The sequence below is a fragment of the Escherichia whittamii genome (genome assembly GCF_014836715.1).
Taxonomy (GTDB): Bacteria; Pseudomonadota; Gammaproteobacteria; order Enterobacterales; family Enterobacteriaceae; genus Escherichia; species Escherichia whittamii.
In genome coordinates this window covers 35,733-55,862 of record NZ_JACSQI010000019.1, presented here as the reverse complement: position 1 = coordinate 55,862, position 20,130 = coordinate 35,733, and the positions used below count along the sequence as shown (strand labels likewise).

Below are 20,130 nucleotides of genomic sequence, written 5' to 3'. Positions count from 1 at the left end.
TCTTGCGACGTTAAGAATCCGTATCTTCGAGTGCCCACACAGATTGTCTGATAAATTGTTAAAGAGCAGTTGCGACGTGGCTTTCAGCTCACTGCCGCGAGGTGGCGTATATTACGCTTTCCCCTTTCAGAGTCAAGCGCTTATTTCGCTTTTCTCTGCCGAAATCCTCAGTAGAACCTCGCTGACCCGGCGGCTTGTTTGCCGTTGTTCCGTGTCAGTGGTGGCGCATTATAGGGAGTTATTCTGAAGTGACAAGCGAAAAATATAAAAAATTTATCGTTCGTTCAATTCTTAAGCAAAACACCTTAAAAACGGCCCTTTTCGGTTGGAAAAGAGGCAAAAAACGAGCCCCGAAGGACTCGTTTTTCTTATTTACTGGACTGCGACAATACGATCTTCATTAACTTCCAGGCGAATGACTTTACCTGGAACCAATTCACCAGACAGTATTTGCTGTGCCAGTGGGTTTTCGATCTGCTGCTGGATTGCACGTTTCAGAGGACGTGCGCCATAGACTGGGTCGTAACCATTCTCGCTCAACAGTTTCAGCGCCTCGTCAGAAATGTGGATTTCATAACCACGCTCTTCCAGACGTTTGTACAGACGTTTCAGCTGAATCTGCGCAATTGATGCTATGTGTTGTTCACCCAGTGGATGGAAGACAACCACTTCATCGATACGGTTAATGAATTCTGGACGGAAGTTATGGCTAACCACGCCGAGCACCAGCTCTTTCATGTGCGCATAATCCAGTTCACCAAAACGTTCCTGAATAAGATCAGAACCGAGGTTAGAGGTCATAATGACCACCGTATTACGGAAGTCGACCGTTCTCCCCTGCCCGTCAGTCAAACGTCCATCATCCAATACCTGCAACAGAATGTTGAAAACATCCGGATGGGCTTTTTCCACTTCATCCAGCAGGATGACGGAATAAGGACGACGACGCACCGCTTCGGTCAGGTAGCCACCTTCTTCATAACCGACATATCCCGGAGGTGCACCAACCAGACGAGACACCGAGTGTTTCTCCATAAACTCGGACATATCAATACGGACCATCGCCTCGTCGCTATCAAACATAAAGTTCGCCAGCGCCTTACAAAGTTCAGTTTTCCCCACACCAGTCGGGCCGAGGAACAGGAATGAACCAATTGGGCGATTCGGGTCAGCAAGCCCTGCACGGCTACGACGAATAGCGTTAGATACCGCATCAACCGCTTCGTTCTGGCCAATGACACGATGGTGCAGTTCTTGCTCCATACGCAGCAGTTTTTCGCGTTCACTTTCCATCATGCGAGAAACAGGAATCCCCGTCCAACGCGCCAGCACTTCAGCAATTTCGGCATCTGTCACTTTATTACGCAGCAGACGCATGGTTTTACCTTCGAGCTGCGTTGCGGCTTCCAGTTGTTTTTCCAGTTCCGGAATTTTGCCGTATTGCAATTCAGACATCCGCGCCAGGTCACCCACACGGCGAGCCTGTTCAATGGCGATTTTGGCCTGCTCCAGTTCCGCTTTAATGGTCTGCGTGCCAGAGAGCGACGCTTTCTCTGCTTTCCATTCTTCTTCTAACTCGGAGTACTGACGTTCTTTGTCGCTCAGTTCTTCGTTGAGCATATCCAGGCGTTTTTTACTGGCTTCATCAGACTCTTTCATTAACGCCTGTTGTTCCAGTTTGAGCTGAATAATACGACGATCGAGTCGGTCGAGTTCTTCCGGTTTTGAGTCAATCTGCATACGAATGCTGGATGCCGCTTCATCGATCAGGTCGATAGCTTTATCCGGCAACTGACGGTCAGCAATGTACCGATGGGACAACGTCGCCGCAGCAACAATTGCCGGGTCAGTAATTTGCACATGATGGTGCAGTTCATAACGTTCTTTCAGACCACGCAGAATAGCAATGGTGTCTTCCACCGTTGGCTCGGCAACAAACACTTTCTGGAAGCGACGTTCCAGCGCAGCATCTTTTTCGATGTACTGGCGATATTCGTCCAGCGTCGTGGCACCCACGCAGTGCAGCTCACCACGCGCCAGCGCCGGTTTCAGCATGTTCCCGGCGTCCATTGCGCCATCGGCTTTACCTGCACCGACCATGGTATGTAATTCGTCGATAAACAGGATGACGTTGCCTTCCTGTTTGGCGAGATCGTTAAGTACGCCTTTTAAACGTTCTTCAAACTCACCGCGATATTTCGCCCCGGCCACCAGCGCGCCCATATCCAGCGCCAGCACGCGGCGGCCTTTCAGCCCTTCCGGCACTTCTCCATTGATAATACGCTGCGCCAGACCTTCAACGATGGCAGTTTTACCAACACCGGGTTCACCAATCAGCACCGGGTTATTTTTAGTACGACGTTGCAGTACCTGAATGGTACGGCGAATTTCTTCATCACGACCAATCACCGGATCGAGTTTGCCCTGTTCGGCACGTTCGGTAAGGTCGATGGTGTATTTTTTCAAAGCCTGACGTTGGTCTTCAGCTCCTTGATCGTTCACGCTTTCACCTCCGCGCATTTGTTCAATCGCTTGAGTAATGTTGGCGGTGGTCGCCCCTGCTGCTTTCAGGATGTCGGCCAGCGTGCCGCGAGACTCAAGTGCCGCCAGAACGAATAGTTCTGACGAGATAAAGTTATCACCACGTTTTTGCGCCAGCTTGTCGCAAAGATTAAGAACGCGCACCAGATCCTGTGATGGCTGGACATCGCCACCTGTACCTTCAACCTGTGGTAAACGGTTTAATGCCTGATTGATATCTGTGCGCAACTGGCCAGCATTGATGCCGGCAGATGTTAATAAAGGACTAACCGAACCCCCTTCCTGATTCAGCAGGGCGCTCATTAAATGAAGTGGTTCGATGAATTGGTTGTCGTGCCCGAGTGCAAGTGATTGGGCATCGGCAAGAGCAAGCTGGAATTTATTAGTAAGACGATCCAGACGCATAACTCCTCCCATAACGGATCAAAGTTGCTACTGGAGATTAAATGAGGTCATCCCTCAATTATTCAAGGTTATTGACCAGATTAATGTGAAAAGAAAATCACGCGTACCGGATCGTCTTGATTCTTTAGGTTATATCAGCCAAATGAAACTTGCCATACGACCCGTGGTCTTGTCGCGACGATAAGAGAAGAATGTCTCATTTTCCGTGTATGTACAGCGGTCACTGCCGAAAATTTGTTCGACACCGACGTTCGCCAGACGCTGCCGGGCAAGCTGATAAATATCCGCCAGATACTTATCACCATGCTGAATGAAAGCTGTACTCGCTTTGGCGTCTACTGCCATAAACGCCTCACGAACCTCCGGCCCAACTTCAAACGCGCGTGGACCGATTGCCGGACCTAACCAGGCAAGAATGTTTTCGGGCTTATCGGCAAAACAGGAAACCGTCTCTTCCAGAACGCCAGCGCACAATCCGCGCCAGCCTGCATGGGCAGCAGCGACTTCCGTTCCCGCCCGATTGCAAAACAGCACGGGCAGGCAATCGGCTGTCATCACGGCACAAACCGTGCCGGGTGTGTTGCTATAAGAGGCATCCGCTCGTTTTGAAGCATAAGGTTCGCCAGTAAGCTTAAGCACATCTTTGCCGTGTACCTGCTCAAGCCAGACCGGTTTTGAAGGCAAATTGCCCGCAGCAAAAAGCCGCTTGCGATTCTCCTCAACGTGCTCCGGGTTATCACCACAATGGGCCCCCAGGTTGAGCGAGTCGTAAGGCGGTAAGCTTACGCCGCCGATACGGGTAGAGCTACAGGCCGCAACGCCTTTTGGCAGCGGCCACTGCGGGACAATCAACTTACTCATAACCAGTCCACTTCATCCTTATGCTCTTCGAAATCGGCACGCATCACCTCAATCAGCTCCACCATATCTTGTGGAATAGGCGCATGCCATTCCATTTCGATGCCGGAGATTGGGTGATAAAGACGCAGCATGGTTGCATGAAGCGCCTGACGGTCAAACTTACGCAGCGTGGAGATAAACGCTTCCGAAGCACCCTTCGGCGGACGCGGACGACCACCATAAACCGGATCGCCCACCAGCGGATGGGTGATATGCGCCATATGCACGCGGATCTGGTGCGTACGTCCAGTTTCCAGACGCAGCCGCAGACGCGTGTGCACACGGAAGTGTTCCATAATGCGATAGTGAGTGACCGCCGGTTTGCCCATCGGATGCACCGCCATATGGGTACGTTTTGTCGGATGGCGACTGATTGGCTCGTCCACCGTGCCACCTGCTGTCATATGGCCAATTGCCACCGCTTCGTACTCACGGGTAATTTCACGCCGTTGCAGAGATTCCACCAGGCGCGTCTGGGCCGGAACAGTTTTTGCGACAACCATGAGGCCAGTGGTGTCTTTATCCAGACGATGGACAATGCCCGCACGCGGTACATCGGCAATGGGCGGATAATAATGAAGCAATGCATTCAATACCGTGCCATCCGGGTTACCCGCACCGGGGTGTACCACCAGGTCGCGCGGTTTATTAATTACGATAATGTCTTCATCTTCATAGACGATATCCAGCGGGATATCCTGTGGTTCAAAACGCGCTTCTTCTTCAATCTCAGCGTTGATGGCAACCTGCTCGCCACCTAATACTTTTTCTTTCGGCTTATCACAAACTTTGCCGTTAACCAGCACGCGCTGGTCGAGGATCCATTCTTTTATACGCGAACGTGAATAATCCGGGAACATTTCGGCCAAAGCTTGATCTAAGCGTTGACCGAGTTGGTTTTCGGACACTGTTGCAGTGAGTTCTACTCGTTGTGCCATATATACTGCTTCTTCGTTTATCGTTGGGGTTTTACGGCTTTGCCGTTTAATATAGTGTGCTATTGTAGCTGGTCTTAACCGGGAGCAGGAACAGAGAATCTCCCGTAATACATTTTGAGGAAAGTCAAAACGTCATGACGCGCATGAAATATCTGGTGGCAGCAGCCACATTAAGCCTGTTTTTGGCGGGTTGCTCGGGTTCAAAGGAAGAAGTACCTGATAATCCGCCAAATGAAATTTACGCGACTGCGCAACAAAAGCTGCAGGACGGTAACTGGAGACAGGCAATAACGCAACTGGAAGCGTTAGATAATCGCTATCCGTTTGGCCCGTATTCGCAGCAGGTGCAGCTGGATCTCATCTACGCCTACTATAAAAACGCCGATCTGCCGTTAGCGCAGGCTGCCATCGATCGTTTTATTCGCCTCAACCCGACCCATCCGAATATCGATTATGTCATGTACATGCGTGGCCTGACCAATATGGCGCTGGATGATAGCGCATTGCAAGGGTTCTTTGGCGTCGATCGTAGCGATCGCGATCCTCAACATGCACGAGCTGCGTTTAATGACTTTTCCAAACTGGTCCGCGGCTATCCAAACAGCCAGTACACCACTGATGCAACCAAACGTCTGGTGTTCCTGAAAGATCGTCTGGCGAAATATGAATACTCCGTTGCAGAGTACTACACCGAACGTGGCGCATGGGTTGCCGTCGTCAACCGCGTCGAAGGTATGCTGCGTGACTACCCGGATACCCAGGCTACGCGTGATGCGCTGCCGCTGATGGAAAATGCTTACCGCCAGATGCAGATGAACGCTCAGGCTGAAAAAGTCGCGAAAATTATTGCCGCTAACAGCAGCAACACCTAACAGGTGTTATATACGCAAAACGGCAGCCCTGGAGCTGCCGTTTTTTTATTCGATTTGAACGCTAACTAAAGCGATTTAGTCGCGACTGATCCTATCAAATATGGCTCGCTTTGAGACATTCCTCAAGTAAAAAAACACCTCTTCCTGCGATTTCTCACAAAAAAACTTCGTTGACAAAAAGTGACAAAATTATGAGATTTTCATCACACATTTTGACATCAGGAGCGGTATGCTGAATTCACCAAGACGGGAAGACAAGAGGTAAAATTTATGACAATGAACATTACCAGCAAACAAATGGAAATTACTCCGGCTATCCGCCAACATGTCGAAGACCGTCTCGCCAAACTGGAAAAATGGCAAACTCATCTGATTAACCCACATATCATCCTGTCTAAGGAGCCACAGGGATTCATCGCTGACGCCACTATCAACACACCTAACGGCGTTCTGGTTGCCAGTGCAAAACACGAAGATATGTACACCGCTATTAACGAATTGATCAACAAGCTGGAACGGCAGCTCAATAAACTGCAGCACAAAGGCGAAGCACGTCGTGCCGCAACATCGGTGAAAGACGCCAACTTCGTCGAAGAAGTTGAAGAAGAGTAGTCCTTTATATTGAGTGTATCGCCAACGCGCCTTCGGGCGCGTTTTTTGTTGACAGCATGAAAACAGTACGGGTACTGTACTGAAGTCGCTTAAGGAAACAAACATGAAACAAACGCCGTTTTTCTTCGCATTCTTTTTTACCTTCCCCTGAATGGGAGGCGTTTCGTCGTGTGAAACAGAATGCGAAGACGAACAATAAGGCCTCCCAAATCGGGAGGCCTTTTTTATTGATAACAAAAAAGGCAACACTATGACATCGGAAAATCCGTTACTGGCGCTGCGCGAGAAAATTAGCACGCTGGACGAAAAATTGCTGGCGTTACTGGCAGAGCGGCGCGAGCTGGCCGTTGAGGTGGGAAAAGCCAAACTGCTTTCTCATCGCCCGGTGCGTGATATCGATCGTGAGCGCGATTTGCTGGAAAGATTAATTACGCTTGGTAAAACACACCATCTGGATGCCCACTACATTACTCGCCTGTTCCAGCTCATCATTGAAGATTCCGTATTAACTCAGCAGGCTTTGCTCCAGCAACATCTCAATAAAATTAATCCGCACTCAGCCCGAATTGCTTTTCTCGGCCCCAAAGGCTCTTATTCGCATCTTGCGGCGCGCCAGTACGCTGCCCGTCACTTTGAGCAATTCATTGAAAGCGGCTGCGCCAAATTTGCCGATATTTTTAATCAGGTGGAAACCGGCCAGGCCGACTATGCCGTCGTACCGATTGAAAATACCAGCTCCGGTGCAATAAACGACGTTTACGATCTGCTGCAACATACCAGCTTGTCGATTGTTGGCGAGATGACGTTAACTATCGACCATTGTTTGCTGGTTTCCGGCACCACCGATTTATCGACTATCAACACGGTCTACAGCCACCCGCAGCCGTTCCAGCAATGCAGTAAATTCCTTAACCGTTATCCACACTGGAAGATTGAATATACCGAGAGTACGTCCGCGGCGATGGAAAAAGTCGCACAGGCAAAATCACCACATATCGCTGCGCTGGGAAGCGAAGCTGGCGGTTCCTTGTATGGTTTACAGGTGCTGGAGCGCATTGAGGCGAATCAACGACAAAACTTCACCCGATTTGTCGTGCTGGCACGTAAAGCCATTAACGTGTCTGACCAGGTTCCGGCAAAAACGACGCTGTTAATGGCTACCGGGCAACAAGCTGGTGCACTGGTTGAAGCGTTGCTGGTATTGCGCAACCACAATCTGATTATGACCCGTCTGGAATCACGCCCGATTCACGGTAATCCGTGGGAAGAGATGTTTTATCTGGATATTCAGGCCAATCTTGAATCAGTGGAAATGAAAAAAGCATTGAAAGAGTTAGGTGAAATCACCCGTTCAATGAAGGTATTGGGCTGTTACCCAAGTGAGAACGTAGTGCCTGTTGATCCAACCTGATGAAAAGAGCCGGATGATGTGAATCATCCGGCACAGGATTATTACTGGCGGCTATCGTTCGCCTGACGTAATAACACGCGGCTTTCATTCTGGAAGCGTTGTGCATAATCGCCGAACCAGTTCTCCACCTTGCGGAAACTGTCAATAAATGCCTGCTTATCGCCCTGCTCCAGTAACTCAATCGCCTCACCAAAACGCTTATAGTAACGTTTGATCAACGCCAGATTACGTTCTGAAGACATAATAATGTCGGCATAAAGCTGCGGATCCTGGGCAAACAATCGCCCGACCATCGCCAGCTCAAGACGATAAATGGGCGAAGAGAGCGCCAGAAGCTGCTCAAGCTGAACATTTTCTTCTGCCAGATGCAGGCCATAAGCAAAAGTGGCAAAGTGGCGCAACGCCTGGATAAACGCCATATTCTGATCATGTTCGACGGCGCTAATGCGATGCAGTCGCGCGCCCCAGACCTGAATTTGCTCAAGAAACCATTGGTACGCTTCTGGCTGGCGTCCATCACACCAGACCACGACCTGCTTCGCCAGGCTGCCGCTATCCGGACCAAACATCGGGTGAAGCCCCAGCACTGGACCATCATGCGCCGCCAGCATGGCCTGTAACGGTCCATTTTTTACTGATGCCAGATCGACCAGAATACAGTCTTTCGGTAAACGTGGTAATTTGCCGATAACTTGTTCTGTAACATGAATCGGCACGCTGACAATCACCATACCGGCATCGGCAACAATCTCAGCCGCGCGCTCCCAGTCATGTTGTTCAAGAATCCGCACCTGATAGCCAGAGAGCGTCAGCATCTTCTCAAACAAACGTCCCATCTGCCCGCCGCCACCAACAATAACTACCGGACGTAGTGACGGACAAAGTGTTTTAAACCCTTTGTCGTTTTCACTGGAGTAGGACTCACGCATTACCCGACGCAGCACATCTTCAATCAGGTCTGGCGGCACGCCGAGGGCTTCCGCCTCTGCGCGCCGCGAGGCCAGCATGGATGCCTCGCGCTCCGGAACATAAATGGGCAACCCAAAGCGGCTTTTCACCTCACCGACTTCGGCAACCAGCTCCAGACGCTTTGCTAATAAATTCAGCAGCTCTTTATCGACTTCATCAATTTGATCGCGCAATGCGGTCAACTCAGCAACCATAATAAACCTCTTAAGCCACGCGTGCCGTCAGCTGCCCATTCAGATCCTGATGAATTTCACGCAGCAAGGCATCGGTCATTTCCCAGCTTATGCAGGCATCTGTTACGGATACACCGTATTTCATTTCACTGCGCGGTTGCTCGGAAGACTGATTGCCTTCGTGGATGTTACTTTCAATCATCAGACCAATAATTGAGCGATTGCCATCTTTAATTTGGGCAACCACGGATTCTGCCACCGCAGGCTGACGGCGATAATCTTTATTGGAATTACCGTGGCTGCAATCTACCATCAGTGAGGGGCGCAGTCCCGCCTGTTCCATCTCTTTTTCACATTGCGCGACATCCGCTGGGCTATAGTTCGGTGCTTTTCCGCCACGCAGGATCACATGTCCGTCCGGATTACCCTGGGTTTGTAGCAGCGCCACCTGCCCTGCCTGATTAATACCAACAAAACGATGCGGTTGTGCAGCGGCACGCATAGCATTGATTGCTGTCGCCAGACTGCCATCAGTGCCGTTTTTAAAACCAACCGGCATGGAAAGCCCGGATGCCATTTCACGGTGCGTTTGCGATTCCGTGGTACGAGCACCAATTGCCGACCAGCTAAACAGATCACCCAAATATTGCGGGCTGTTTGGATCTAACGCTTCCGTCGCCAACGGTAGCCCCATGTCCACCAGCTCAAGCAGCAATTTACGCGCAATTTGTAGCCCGGCTTCTACATCAAAGGAGCCATCCATATGGGGATCGTTAATCAACCCTTTCCAGCCGACGGTAGTACGTGGTTTTTCAAAATAGACGCGCATCACCAGATAGAGGCTATCGCTGACCTCTGCGGCAAGGGCTTTAAATCGACGAGCATATTCCAGAGCGGTTTCAGGATCATGAATGGAACAAGGACCACACACCACCAGCAGCCGGGGATCGCGCCCGGCGATGATATCTGAAATAGTTTTACGCGAATCGGCAATCTGGGCTTCTTGTTGCAGGCTTAACGGAAAAGCTGCCTTCAACTGTTCCGGGGTCATCAGAACCTGTTCGTCGGTAATGTGTACGTTGTTCAGCGCGTCTTTTTGCATGATGGCGATCCTGTTTATGCTCGTTTGCGATAGTTGATCCTCAGCGAGGATGACGCAACGATAACACAACAAGTAAAGATTTCAATCCATATTTCGTGCATAAAAGTTTACACATGCAATTTTATTGCGTTTTTATCACCAAATAATGTAAAAATAAATTTACGCACATAATAAAAACAATCCGCTATGCTTTGAAAAAGGAGAAAAAAACAATGAAACACTTTATCGCCCCGTTGTTAGCCTTGGTTATTAGCGGTTGTCAAATTGATCCCTATACTCACGCGCCAACCTTGACCAGCACTGACTGGTATGATGTTGGTATGGAAGATGCGATATCAGGCGTTGCCATAAAAAATGACGATACTTTTAACGATTCACAGGCTGATCGGGGGATATATCTTAAAGGATATGCCGAAGGGCAAAAGAAAACCTGCCAAATCGATTTTACTTATGCCCGAGGGCTTTCCGGTAAAAGTTTCCCTGCCAGCTGCAACAATGTAGAAAATGCCAGCCAATTGCATGAAGTATGGCAAAAAGGAGCTGATGAAAATGCCCGCACAATGAGACTCAATTAATTTAAATCCCACCACAAAATTAATCATAAGATTTAACTTATTAGATTTTTAATTCTCTTCTGGATGACGACCACACAAAATAATGATATTTTAATGAACATTCTGAAAAATTTTCGATGCGTTTCGAGCGAAGATGGTGAGGATCACTGAATGCGCTTTTCTCACCTACTGTTCTTACTGTCGCTATTCCTTCTGGCAGGCGCGCCATTACTCGCTCAGGAAACCACTGGCGTTGCGAAAAATGTGCGTTTAATGGTTTCCGGTATCGTAAGCTACACTCGCTGGCCGACGATATCTGGCCCGCCAAGACTATGTATTTTTTCATCTTCACGTTTTAGCACCGCCCTGCAAGATAATGGCGCGACGTCTTTACCTTATCTGCCCGTCATCATTCACAGCAAACAAGAAGCACTGATTTCAGACTGCAACGGTTTTTATTTTGGCAGCGAGTCACCGACATTCCAGACAGAATTAATCGAACAATATCCGTCCAGAGCGTTATTATTAATTGCCGAACAAAATACCGAGTGCATTATTGGCAGCGCATTTTGTCTGGTCATCAATAATAATAACGTCAGGTTTGCCGTCAACCTGGATGCCTTATCGCGGAGTGGTGTTAAGGTCAACCCGGATGTCTTAATGCTCGCTCGGAAGAAAAAAGATGGATAACGATAATTCTCTTAATAAGCGACCTACGTTTAAAAGAGCATTACGCAACATCAGCATGACCAGTATCTTTATCACCATGACGCTGATCTGGCTGCTGCTTTCCGTGACGTCGGTACTGACCCTGAAACAATACGCGCAAAAAAACCTGGCGCTCACCGCAGCAACCATGACTTATAGTCTGGAAGCAGCGGTCGTTTTTGCCGATGGTCCGGCTGCGACAGAAACCCTGGCCGCGCTGGGGCAGCAAGGTCAATTTTCAACCGCTGAAGTACGTGATAATCAGCAAAATATCATTGCATCCTGGCACTACACAGCCAGAGAAGCAGGAGATAGATTCAGTAATTTCATTAGCCACTGGCTCTTTCCCGCGCCGGTAATTCAACCCATTCGCCACAATGGAAAAATCATTGGCGAAGTCCAGTTAACCGCACGCGACAGTTCAATCAGCCATTTTATCTGGTTTTCGCTCGCTGTCCTGACTGCATGTATTCTGCTGGCATCAGGCATCGCAATTACCCTCACCCGCCATTTGCACAATGGTCTGGTTGAAGCGTTAAAAAACATCACCGATGTCGTACATGATGTGCGTTCCAATCGCAATTTTTCCCGACGAGTGTCGGAAGAACGTATTGCAGAGTTTCACCGCTTCGCTCTCGACTTCAACAGTCTGCTGGATGAAATGGAAGAGTGGCAGCTTCGTTTACAGGCCAAAAATGCGCAGCTTCTACGTACCGCGCTACATGACCCATTAACCGGGCTGGCTAACCGCGCAGCATTTCGTAGCGGTATCAACACGTTGATGAACAGTTCCGACGCCCGAAAAACGTCGGCATTACTGTTTCTTGATGGTGATAATTTCAAATATATCAATGATACCTGGGGTCATGCGACGGGAGATCAGGTCTTGATTGAGGTGGCAAAACGATTAGCTGAATTTGGCGGGCTGCGACATCAGGCATACCGAATAGGCGGCGATGAATTCGCTATGGTCCTCTATGGCGTACAGTCGGAATCTGAAGTGCAGCGGATTTGTACGGCACTTTCGCAAATTTTTAATCGCCCATTCGATCTTAATAATGGCCATCAAACCACTATGACATTAAGCATTGGTTACGCTATGACCATTGAGCACGCCTCCGCCGAAAAATTACAAGAGCTGGCCGATCACAATATGTATCAGGCCAAACACCAGCGCGCCAAAAAGCTGGTGAAATAACAAGGAAATATCTACATGATAAAGCAACTGGTAGTTCCCCTGGTGTTCTCTTCACTGATACTGACTGGCTGCCAGTCACCACAAGGGAAGTTTACTCCAGAACAAGTCGCCGCTATGCAGTCTTATGGTTTTACTGAATCCGCTGGCGACTGGTCGCTGGGCTTATCTGATACCATTCTGTTTGCTAAAAATGACTACAAACTGCTCCCGGAAAGTCAGCAACAGATCCAGACAATGGCCGCAAAACTGACCTCCACAGGTTTAACCCATGCCCGTATGGATGGACATACCGACAATTACGGCGAAGACAGTTACAACGAAGCTTTATCGCTGAAGCGGGCAAATGTCGTCGCCGATGCGTGGGCTGAGGGGGGACAAATTCCTCGCAGCAATCTCACCACTCAGGGCTTAGGGAAAAAATACCCCATCGCCAGTAACAAGACCGCACAGGGTCGCGCTGAGAACCGTCGCGTCGCTGTGGTGATTAGTGCACCGTAAACACAATTTCAATAGATAAAAAAAGGGCCAGCCAATTGGCCAGCCCTTCTTAACAGGATGTCGCTTAAGCGAAATCTTAGTTAAGACGCTCTTTGATACGAGCAGCCTTACCAGTACGCTCACGCAGGTAGTACAGTTTAGCTTTACGAACAGCACCACGACGTTTGACAGAAATGCTGTCAACTACCGGAGAGTGAGTCTGGAAGACACGCTCAACGCCTTCGCCGTTGGAAATTTTACGAACAGTGAATGCAGAGTGCAGACCGCGGTTACGAATAGCGATAACCACGCCCTCGAATGCCTGCAGACGTTTTTTGGAACCTTCAACAACCCATACTTTCACTTCCACGGTATCACCCGGACGGAAGGAAGGTACGTCCTGCTTCATCTGCTCTTGTTCAAGTTGCTTAATAATGTTGCTCATAATTTAATCTCTTATCCTGGGTAAACTGATATCTCGGGGGCTTACGCCATCCCATCATGTTTATGTTGCTGTTGTGCGTGTTCCGTTTTGAACTCCGCCAGCAACCTTGCTTGCTCTTCAGTCAGAGCCAGGTTTTCCAGAAGTTCAGGTCTTCTAAGCCAGGTACGGCCCAGCGACTGTTTCAAACGCCAGCGACGTATCTCAGCATGGTTGCCCGACAGTAACACTGACGGAACTTCCATCCCTTCTAACACCTCAGGCCGCGTATAGTGCGGGCAATCCAGCAAACCTTCAGCAAAGGAATCTTCCGTTGCTGATGCCTCATGCCCCAGTACTCCCGGAATAAACCGGGAAACGGAGTCAATCAGCGTCATTGCCGGTAACTCACCACCGCTAAGAACGTAATCGCCGATTGACCATTCTTCGTCAATTTCGGTTTGGATCACGCGCTCATCTATACCTTCGTAGCGACCGCACACCAGAATCAATTTTTGATTCGTTGCCAGTTCGCTGACGCCCGCTTGATCAAGCTTGCGCCCCTGCGGTGACAGATAGATCACCTTAGCGCCTTCACCCGCCGCGCTTTTTGCTGCATGAATGGCATCCCGTAAAGGTTGCACCATCATTAACATCCCCGGTCCGCCGCCGTAAGGACGATCGTCCACGGTACGGTGCCGGTCATGCGTGAAGTCACGTGGACTCCAGCTCTGGATGTTCAGCAGGCCATTTTTAACTGCCCGGCCAGTTACCCCGTAATCGGTAATTGCGCGGAACATTTCAGGAAACAGGCTAATTATGCCAATCCACATAGCGCCGTCTTTTACCGTTTATCCGGTGGTTTAAAAACCAGGATCCCAATCTACTTCGATTGAACGAGTAGTGAGATCGACTTTCTTGATAACCTGCCCATCGAGGAACGGTACGAGACGTTCCTTGATACCAAACGCATCTTTCAGGTTTGCCTTAATGACGAGAACGTCATTAGATCCGGTTTCCATCATGTCGACGACTTTACCGAGATCGTAGCCTTCAGTGGTCACTACCTGGCAGCCCATCAGGTCTTTCCAGTAGTAGTCACCCTCTTCAAGCTGGGGCAACTGCGAAGAATCCACGACAATTTCACAATTCGTCAGCAGGTTCGCCGCATCACGATCGTCTACGCCTTTCAGCTTGATGATCATGTCCTGATTGTGGTGCTTCCAGCTTTCCAGCTGAACTTGCTGCCACTGACCCGCCTTCTGAATAAACCAGGGCTGATAGTCAAAAATGCTTTCGGCGTCTTCGGTGGAAGAAAACACTCTGAGCCACCCACGAATACCGTAAGACGAACCCATTTTTCCCAAAACGATGGGATCAACAGGTGCTTGCGCGGTGAGTTGTTTGCTCATCATGACCACCGTGACAGATTAAGCTGCTTTGTTTACTTCTTTGATCAGCGCAGCAACGCGATCAGAAATAGTTGCGCCCTGGCCAACCCAGTGAGCGATGCGATCCAGATCCAGGCGAGTGCCTTCTTCTTTTTCGCTAGCGATTGGGTTGAAGAAACCAACGCGCTCGATGAAGCGACCGTTGCGTGCATTACGGCTGTCAGCGACAACAACCTGGTAGAACGGACGCTTTTTAGCGCCGTGACGTGCTAAACGAATAGTTACCATAACATCCTCTTGTGTGAATAAAACAACCGGACCCCATCGAGGAACGGAGTCCGGTGTCATATTAAAAGCCCGAAAATTTTACTGATTTCTGGAGAAAATGCAATCAGCAGTTAATAACTCTGTCGCATAAGGTCATTTAGCGACCAGGAAATCCCGGTGGCATCATTCCCTTCATGCTTCTCATCATCTTCGCCATTCCGCCTTTCTTCATTTTCTTCATCATGCGCTGCATGTCGTCGAACTGCTTCAGAAGACGGTTAACATCCTGTACCTGCATACCGCAACCGGCGGCGATACGACGTTTACGCGAACCTTTGATGATTTCTGGCTTAGCGCGCTCTTTCAGCGTCATCGAGTTGATGATGGCTTCCATACGCACCAGCACTTTATCGTCCATCTGTGACTTGACGTTATCCGGGATCTGCCCCATACCCGGCAGCTTACCCATCAGGCTAGCCATGCCGCCCATATTTTTCATCTGGCGCAATTGCTCAAGGAAATCGTTGAGATCAAAGCCATCGCCTTTTTTCAGCTTGCTGGCTAATTTCTCAGCCTGCGCGCGGTCAACTTTACTTTCGATATCTTCGATCAGCGACAGCACGTCGCCCATGCCGAGGATACGGGAAGCGATACGATCCGGATGGAACGGCTCCAGCGCTTCGGTTTTTTCGCCGACGCCGAGGAATTTAATCGGTTTACCGGTGATGTGACGAATAGAGAGCGCCGCACCGCCACGGGCGTCGCCGTCGACTTTGGTCAGCACCACGCCGGTCAGCGGAAGCGCTTCGTTGAAGGCTTTCGCGGTATTCGCGGCATCCTGACCAGTCATGGCATCGACGACAAACAGGGTTTCAACCGGATTAATCGATGCATGGACCTGTTTGATCTCGTCCATCATCGCTTCGTCAACGTGCAAACGACCGGCGGTATCCACCAACAGCACGTCGTAGAATTTCAGTTTGGCTTCTTTCAGCGCCGCATTAACGATATCAACCGGCTTCTGACCAACATCTGAAGGGAAGAAATCGACGCCTACCTGTTCGGCCAGCGTCTCAAGCTGTTTGATTGCCGCCGGGCGATAAACGTCGGCAGAAACCACCAGCACTTTCTTCTTGTGCTTCTCACGCAGGAACTTACCGAGCTTACCGACGCTGGTCGTTTTACCCGCACCTTGCAGGCCCGCCATCAGCACGACCGCAGGGGGTTGTGCGGCGAGATTCAGGGTCTGGTTCTCTTCGCCCATCGCCGCAACCAGTTCGTTACGGACGATTTTGACAAACTCCTGCCCCGGCGTCAGGCTCTTATTAACTTCATGACCAACCGCTTTCTCTTTTACGCGATTGATAAACTCACGCACTACCGGCAGGGCGACGTCCGCCTCCAGTAGCGCCATGCGCACTTCGCGCAGCGTATCTTTAACGTTGTCTTCAGTAAGGCGTCCACGGCCACTGATATTGCGCAGCGTGCGCGACAAACGATCGGTTAAATTATCAAACATTGTCTCTCGCCTGGGGTGGAAACGGTTGGCCGCAATCGCGACACATCATCTGTATTTTGCCGCAGTATAACATGAAGGCGTCTTTGTTGTTATGCAACGGTTGGAGCAGCGTTCTCCTGACGCTATACTGCTTCTCTTTCTCATTGCTCAAACTGTCGACATCACTATGCCCGTTTTTGCTCTGCTCGCGCTCGTCGCCTACTCTGTCAGCCTCGCGCTGATTGTTCCCGGTCTGCTGCAAAAAAACGGCGGCTGGCGGCGAATGGCTATTATTTCTGCGGTCATCGCGCTGGTCTGCCACGCAATCGCTCTGGAAGCCCGCATCCTGCCTGGCGGTGATAGCGGACAAAACCTTAGCCTGCTGAACGTTGGTTCGCTGGTCAGTTTGATGATCTGTACGGTGATGACTATCGTGGCTTCCCGCAACCGCGGCTGGCTGCTATTGCCGATCGTCTATGCCTTCGCGCTAATCAACCTGGCGCTGGCGACATTCATGCCCAATGAATACATCACCCATCTTGAAGCAACGCCGGGGATGCTGGTGCACATTGGCTTGTCACTCTTTTCCTATGCCACGCTGATTATCGCCGCCCTGTATGCCCTACAACTGGCGTGGATTGATTACCAGCTGAAGAACAAGAAGCTGGCGTTTAATCAGGAAATGCCGCCGTTGATGAGTATCGAGCGCAAAATGTTCCACATCACACAGATTGGCGTAGTGCTGTTAACGCTCACTCTTTGTACTGGGCTGTTCTACATGCACAACTTGTTTAGCATGGAGAATATCGACAAGGCTGTGCTCTCTATCGTGGCGTGGTTTGTCTATATTGTGCTGCTGTGGGGGCATTACCATGAAGGATGGCGTGGGCGCCGCGTCGTCTGGTTTAACGTCGCTGGCGCGGTCATTCTGACGATGGCCTACTTCGGCAGCCGAATTGTCCAGCAGTTAATCAGCTAAACCAGAAAAGGAGTTTCCCCTGGAACACATATCTACTACCACGCTGATCGTTATTCTGATCATCATGGTGGTCATTTCAGCCTATTTTTCCGGTTCCGAAACCGGAATGATGACACTCAACCGCTATCGTCTGCGGCATATGGCGAAACAGGGCAATCGTTCGGCAAAGCGCGTCGAAAAATTGCTGCGTAAACCAGACCGCCTGATAAGTCTGGTATTAATCGGCAATAACCTGGTCAATATCCTCGCTTCCGCGCTCGGCACCATCGTTGGGATGCGTTTGTACGGTGATGCGGGCGTAGCAATTGCGACCGGCGTGCTGACCTTTGTAGTGCTGGTTTTTGCCGAAGTGTTGCCGAAAACTATCGCTGCGCTATACCCGGAAAAAGTCGCTTATCCGAGTAGCTTTCTGTTAGCGCCGCTGCAAATTTTGATGATGCCGCTGGTCTGGTTGCTGAACGCTATTACCCGCATGTTAATGCGCATGATGGGCATCAAAACCGATATCGTGGTTAGCGGCTCTTTAAGCAAAGAAGAGTTGCGCACCATTGTGCACGAATCGCGCTCACAAATTTCCCGTCGCAATCAGGATATGCTGCTGTCGGTGCTCGATCTGGAAAAAATGACTGTTGATGACATCATGGTGCCGCGCAGTGAAATTATCGGCATTGATATCAACGATGACTGGAAATCGATTCTCCGTCAGCTCTCCCACTCCCCCCACGGACGCATCGTGCTATACCGCGATTCGCTGGACGACGCCATCAGCATGCTGCGAGTACGCGAAGCCTGGCGACTCATGTCCGAGAAAAAAGAGTTCACCAAAGAAACCATGCTACGTGCTGCGGACGAAATCTATTTTGTGCCTGAAGGCACACCGCTCAGTACGCAATTAGTTAAATTTCAACGCAATAAAAAGAAAGTCGGTCTGGTGGTCAACGAATACGGAGACATTCAGGGGCTGGTCACGGTCGAAGATATTCTGGAAGAGATTGTCGGAGATTTCACCACGTCGATGTCGCCAACACTTGCCGAAGAAGTCACGCCGCAAAACGACGGTTCGGTGATTATTGATGGCACAGCCAACGTGCGAGAAATCAACAAAGCCTTTAACTGGCATCTACCGGAAGATGATGCCCGCACAGTTAATGGCGTTATTCTGGAAGCGCTGGAAGAGATCCCGGTTGCAGGCACTCGCGTACGTATTGGCGAGTACGATATCGATATTCTCGATGTACAAGACAATATGATTAAGCAGGTAAAAGTTTTTCCTGTAAAACCGCTGCGCGAGAGTGTGGCGGAGTAACACAAGGGCGAACTCCGGTTCGCCTTTTTTATCGCCATCTTTTAGGATTCCATCAATTCCTGTCATTTACTTAGCGATGCAATAATGTCCTTTTCAATCATTAAGAAAGGATCTTGATGCTATGTCAGATGATTATGTAATTGAATGGGATAAGGATTTTGCGGACGATCTCAACGTCGTCGCCAACGTTTTTTTACCGCACAACCCAACATTATGGCCCACTATTTTCTCTCAACTTTCGACGCAACCTGAAATCTTTGAAGACGAAGATGAGGACGAGTATGGATTGCAAGACGTTCTCGATTGCAGTGGTGGCGACCTGGGAAATCGCGATCTGGCACAGGCATTTTTACAGGTTCTGCGCGGCGAAGAATTAATTCACCTCGTTGACTGGAAAGGCGAAGATGAAGATGGCGAACTGGCCAATTTTGCTGCTGATCGTTTTTATGAACTAACAAAAGACCTGACGGCATCTGAGGAATTAAGATGCCTTCTTGTCGAAATAACCCAGGAAGATGAAATCGCCGATGCCTGCGAAGCCGGGGATCGTTACCTTGACGAGATATTTGAACGCATCCAGACCGAACTCAATAAGCGGGGTTACCAGATTTTTGATCTGAATGAAGGAGCGGACGCCTATAATGTGGTCGTTCTGCCAATGAGCGAATATGAAAAAATAGATGATTTCAACACGCCGTGGCTGGAAGTGCAGGATTTTTTAAGCTAAAAAATGGCCGACTTTAGGTCGGCCATCTGACATTTACTTCGCTTTCGCTACAGTAACCATCGCTGCGCGAATCGTACGACCGTTCAGCGTATAACCTTTCTGCATAATGCCCAGCACGTTACCCGGTGCTACGTCGTCAGATTCCACCATTGCGATGGCCTGATGCACATTCGGGTCCAGCGGCACGTTGGTTTCAGAGATAACGTCAACGCCAAATTTACGCACTACATCCAGCATCGACTTCAGCGTCAACTCAATGCCTTCAACCATCGCGGACATATCCGGATTAGCTTTATCAGCCACTTCCAGCGCGCGATCCAGACTATCAATTACCGGCAGCAATTCGTTGATGAATTTCTCCAGCGCGAATTTATGCGCTTTTTCGATATCCAGTTCAGTACGACGACGCAGGTTTTCCATTTCGGCTTTTACGCGCAAAATGCCGTCACGTTCACGGGTCTGAGCTTCAGCCAACTGAGCTTCGAGATTCGCAATTTTTTCATCGCGCGGATCCACCTGCCCAGCAGAAGCGTCTGGCTCAACTGCCTCAATCTCTTCGTGCTGATCCATGATAATTTCTTCCGGGGCTTGCCCCTCAGGCGTTTTCTGTTCTTTACTACTCATGAATTTCTCCGCGTTTTTTTTCGCATTCATCTCGCTAACTTCGCTTATTATGGGGAT

22 protein-coding genes and 1 other annotated feature are annotated in these 20,130 nt (G+C 49.7%); of the genes, 11 read left to right on the top strand and 11 right to left on the bottom strand.

Translation table 11 applies throughout. The features are described 5' to 3' along the window. Positions 1-372 precede the first annotated feature (372 nt). The 3 genes from clpB to rluD all read right to left on the bottom strand — a co-directional run bounded on the left by clpB (position 373) and on the right by rluD (position 4,784). Entirely contained in the window at positions 373-2,946 is a 2,574-nt protein-coding gene (gene clpB / locus H9644_RS20590) for an ATP-dependent chaperone ClpB (protein ID WP_002431841.1), read from the bottom strand. 129 nt (positions 2,947-3,075) lie between these two features. Next, a complete protein-coding gene (yfiH, locus tag H9644_RS20585; protein WP_064529881.1) occupies positions 3,076-3,807 on the bottom strand; it encodes a purine nucleoside phosphorylase YfiH in 732 nt (243 codons plus the stop codon). After that, the gene (gene rluD / locus H9644_RS20580) at positions 3,804-4,784 is read right to left on the bottom strand and encodes a 23S rRNA pseudouridine(1911/1915/1917) synthase RluD (RefSeq protein WP_059272167.1); all 981 of its coding nucleotides are present in this window, start codon (positions 4,782-4,784) and stop codon (positions 3,804-3,806) included. The genes yfiH and rluD overlap by 4 nt, the downstream gene beginning before the upstream one ends. A 134-nt stretch (positions 4,785-4,918) precedes the next feature. Between rluD and bamD the strand changes: the two genes are divergently transcribed. The 4 genes from bamD (at position 4,919) to pheA (ending at position 7,679) form a co-directional block, all read left to right on the top strand. Beyond that, entirely contained in the window at positions 4,919-5,656 is a 738-nt protein-coding gene (gene bamD / locus H9644_RS20575) for an outer membrane protein assembly factor BamD (RefSeq protein ID WP_000197669.1), read from the top strand. Between the two features lie 270 nt (positions 5,657-5,926). Then, a complete protein-coding gene (gene raiA, locus H9644_RS20570) occupies positions 5,927-6,268 on the top strand; it encodes a ribosome-associated translation inhibitor RaiA (protein WP_059272170.1) in 342 nt (113 codons plus the stop codon). Positions 6,269-6,370: 102 nt separating this feature from the next. Continuing rightward, positions 6,371-6,496 (top strand) — a sequence feature (Phe leader region). Continuing rightward, positions 6,372-6,419, top strand: coding sequence for a pheA operon leader peptide PheL (pheL, locus tag H9644_RS20565; protein ID WP_100229775.1), 48 nt, complete (start codon positions 6,372-6,374; stop codon positions 6,417-6,419). (Overlaps the previous feature by 48 nt.) 22 nt (positions 6,497-6,518) lie before the next feature. Next, positions 6,519-7,679 (top strand): bifunctional chorismate mutase/prephenate dehydratase, encoded by a 1,161-nt coding sequence (gene pheA / locus H9644_RS20560; protein WP_064529882.1) that lies wholly within the window; start codon positions 6,519-6,521, stop codon positions 7,677-7,679. A gap of 41 nt (positions 7,680-7,720) precedes the next feature. Here the strand turns inward: pheA and tyrA are convergent, their stop codons facing one another. Together tyrA and aroF are read right to left on the bottom strand one after the other, a co-directional pair. Continuing rightward, positions 7,721-8,842 (bottom strand): bifunctional chorismate mutase/prephenate dehydrogenase, encoded by a 1,122-nt coding sequence (gene tyrA, locus H9644_RS20555; RefSeq protein ID WP_064529883.1) that lies wholly within the window; start codon positions 8,840-8,842, stop codon positions 7,721-7,723. 10 nt (positions 8,843-8,852) lie between these two features. After that, positions 8,853-9,923 (bottom strand): 3-deoxy-7-phosphoheptulonate synthase AroF, encoded by a 1,071-nt coding sequence (aroF, locus tag H9644_RS20550; protein WP_064529884.1) that lies wholly within the window; start codon positions 9,921-9,923, stop codon positions 8,853-8,855. A gap of 212 nt (positions 9,924-10,135) precedes the next feature. Here aroF and H9644_RS20545 point away from each other — a divergent pair, with 212 nt between their 5' ends. The 4 genes from H9644_RS20545 to H9644_RS20530 all read left to right on the top strand — a co-directional run bounded on the left by H9644_RS20545 (position 10,136) and on the right by H9644_RS20530 (position 12,881). Continuing rightward, positions 10,136-10,498, top strand: a complete 363-nt coding sequence (locus H9644_RS20545; protein ID WP_064529885.1) for a DUF2799 domain-containing protein — start codon at positions 10,136-10,138, stop codon at positions 10,496-10,498. 150 nt (positions 10,499-10,648) lie between these two features. Next, on the top strand, positions 10,649-11,167 hold the full coding sequence (locus H9644_RS20540) for a YfiR family protein (protein WP_064529886.1): 519 nt from the start codon (positions 10,649-10,651) through the stop codon (positions 11,165-11,167). Continuing rightward, positions 11,160-12,383 (top strand): diguanylate cyclase DgcN, encoded by a 1,224-nt coding sequence (dgcN, locus tag H9644_RS20535; RefSeq protein ID WP_064529887.1) that lies wholly within the window; start codon positions 11,160-11,162, stop codon positions 12,381-12,383. The genes H9644_RS20540 and dgcN overlap by 8 nt, the downstream gene beginning before the upstream one ends. Positions 12,384-12,398: 15 nt before the next feature. Next, the gene (locus H9644_RS20530; RefSeq protein WP_064529888.1) at positions 12,399-12,881 is read left to right on the top strand and encodes an OmpA family protein; all 483 of its coding nucleotides are present in this window, start codon (positions 12,399-12,401) and stop codon (positions 12,879-12,881) included. Positions 12,882-12,957: 76 nt separating this feature from the next. Here H9644_RS20530 and rplS read toward each other — a convergent pair whose 3' ends face one another. The 5 genes from rplS to ffh all read right to left on the bottom strand — a co-directional run bounded on the left by rplS (position 12,958) and on the right by ffh (position 16,458). Then, the gene (gene rplS, locus H9644_RS20525) at positions 12,958-13,305 is read right to left on the bottom strand and encodes a 50S ribosomal protein L19 (protein ID WP_000065253.1); all 348 of its coding nucleotides are present in this window, start codon (positions 13,303-13,305) and stop codon (positions 12,958-12,960) included. Positions 13,306-13,346: 41 nt separating this feature from the next. Beyond that, positions 13,347-14,114, bottom strand: coding sequence for a tRNA (guanosine(37)-N1)-methyltransferase TrmD (trmD, locus tag H9644_RS20520; RefSeq protein WP_064529889.1), 768 nt, complete (start codon positions 14,112-14,114; stop codon positions 13,347-13,349). A gap of 30 nt (positions 14,115-14,144) precedes the next feature. After that, on the bottom strand, positions 14,145-14,693 hold the full coding sequence (gene rimM, locus H9644_RS20515; protein ID WP_000043335.1) for a ribosome maturation factor RimM: 549 nt from the start codon (positions 14,691-14,693) through the stop codon (positions 14,145-14,147). An 18-nt stretch (positions 14,694-14,711) separates the two neighbouring features. Further along, a complete protein-coding gene (rpsP, locus tag H9644_RS20510) occupies positions 14,712-14,960 on the bottom strand; it encodes a 30S ribosomal protein S16 (RefSeq protein ID WP_000256450.1) in 249 nt (82 codons plus the stop codon). A gap of 136 nt (positions 14,961-15,096) precedes the next feature. Continuing rightward, positions 15,097-16,458 carry a signal recognition particle protein gene (ffh, locus tag H9644_RS20505; RefSeq protein ID WP_000460033.1) on the bottom strand — a complete coding sequence of 454 codons (1,362 nt, stop codon included), beginning with the start codon at positions 16,456-16,458 and terminating at the stop codon, positions 15,097-15,099. 166 nt (positions 16,459-16,624) lie between these two features. Between ffh and H9644_RS20500 the strand changes: the two genes are divergently transcribed. From H9644_RS20500 to H9644_RS20490, 3 genes are all read left to right on the top strand, one after another. After that, positions 16,625-17,416: a cytochrome C assembly family protein gene (locus H9644_RS20500; protein ID WP_064529938.1), complete on the top strand. Its 792-nt coding sequence runs from the start codon at positions 16,625-16,627 to the stop codon at positions 17,414-17,416. A gap of 19 nt (positions 17,417-17,435) precedes the next feature. Further along, positions 17,436-18,722: an HlyC/CorC family transporter gene (locus H9644_RS20495; protein WP_077883540.1), complete on the top strand. Its 1,287-nt coding sequence runs from the start codon at positions 17,436-17,438 to the stop codon at positions 18,720-18,722. 121 nt (positions 18,723-18,843) lie between these two features. Next, positions 18,844-19,449 carry a DUF6630 family protein gene (locus H9644_RS20490; protein WP_064529890.1) on the top strand — a complete coding sequence of 202 codons (606 nt, stop codon included), beginning with the start codon at positions 18,844-18,846 and terminating at the stop codon, positions 19,447-19,449. A 33-nt stretch (positions 19,450-19,482) separates the two neighbouring features. On the opposite strand, the gene grpE is transcribed toward H9644_RS20490, so the two are convergent. After that, positions 19,483-20,073 carry a nucleotide exchange factor GrpE gene (gene grpE / locus H9644_RS20485; RefSeq protein WP_064529939.1) on the bottom strand — a complete coding sequence of 197 codons (591 nt, stop codon included), beginning with the start codon at positions 20,071-20,073 and terminating at the stop codon, positions 19,483-19,485. Positions 20,074-20,130 lie beyond the last annotated feature (57 nt).

Coding starts and splice junctions, on each gene's coding strand:
- H9644_RS20500 (WP_064529938.1), top strand. CDS start 16,625: ATGCCCGTTTTTGCTCTGCTCGCGCTCGTCGCCTACTCTGTCAGCCTC.
- rpsP (WP_000256450.1), bottom strand. CDS start 14,960: ATGGTAACTATTCGTTTAGCACGTCACGGCGCTAAAAAGCGTCCGTTC.
- rluD (WP_059272167.1), bottom strand. CDS start 4,784: ATGGCACAACGAGTAGAACTCACTGCAACAGTGTCCGAAAACCAACTC.
- H9644_RS20530 (WP_064529888.1), top strand. CDS start 12,399: ATGATAAAGCAACTGGTAGTTCCCCTGGTGTTCTCTTCACTGATACTG.
- tyrA (WP_064529883.1), bottom strand. CDS start 8,842: ATGGTTGCTGAGTTGACCGCATTGCGCGATCAAATTGATGAAGTCGAT.
- dgcN (WP_064529887.1), top strand. CDS start 11,160: ATGGATAACGATAATTCTCTTAATAAGCGACCTACGTTTAAAAGAGCA.
- yfiH (WP_064529881.1), bottom strand. CDS start 3,807: ATGAGTAAGTTGATTGTCCCGCAGTGGCCGCTGCCAAAAGGCGTTGCG.
- H9644_RS20545 (WP_064529885.1), top strand. CDS start 10,136: ATGAAACACTTTATCGCCCCGTTGTTAGCCTTGGTTATTAGCGGTTGT.
- clpB (WP_002431841.1), bottom strand. CDS start 2,946: ATGCGTCTGGATCGTCTTACTAATAAATTCCAGCTTGCTCTTGCCGAT.
- raiA (WP_059272170.1), top strand. CDS start 5,927: ATGACAATGAACATTACCAGCAAACAAATGGAAATTACTCCGGCTATC.
- H9644_RS20540 (WP_064529886.1), top strand. CDS start 10,649: ATGCGCTTTTCTCACCTACTGTTCTTACTGTCGCTATTCCTTCTGGCA.
- aroF (WP_064529884.1), bottom strand. CDS start 9,923: ATGCAAAAAGACGCGCTGAACAACGTACACATTACCGACGAACAGGTT.
- rplS (WP_000065253.1), bottom strand. CDS start 13,305: ATGAGCAACATTATTAAGCAACTTGAACAAGAGCAGATGAAGCAGGAC.
- H9644_RS20490 (WP_064529890.1), top strand. CDS start 18,844: ATGTCAGATGATTATGTAATTGAATGGGATAAGGATTTTGCGGACGAT.
- grpE (WP_064529939.1), bottom strand. CDS start 20,073: ATGAGTAGTAAAGAACAGAAAACGCCTGAGGGGCAAGCCCCGGAAGAA.
- ffh (WP_000460033.1), bottom strand. CDS start 16,458: ATGTTTGATAATTTAACCGATCGTTTGTCGCGCACGCTGCGCAATATC.
- trmD (WP_064529889.1), bottom strand. CDS start 14,114: ATGTGGATTGGCATAATTAGCCTGTTTCCTGAAATGTTCCGCGCAATT.
- pheA (WP_064529882.1), top strand. CDS start 6,519: ATGACATCGGAAAATCCGTTACTGGCGCTGCGCGAGAAAATTAGCACG.
- bamD (WP_000197669.1), top strand. CDS start 4,919: ATGACGCGCATGAAATATCTGGTGGCAGCAGCCACATTAAGCCTGTTT.
- rimM (WP_000043335.1), bottom strand. CDS start 14,693: ATGAGCAAACAACTCACCGCGCAAGCACCTGTTGATCCCATCGTTTTG.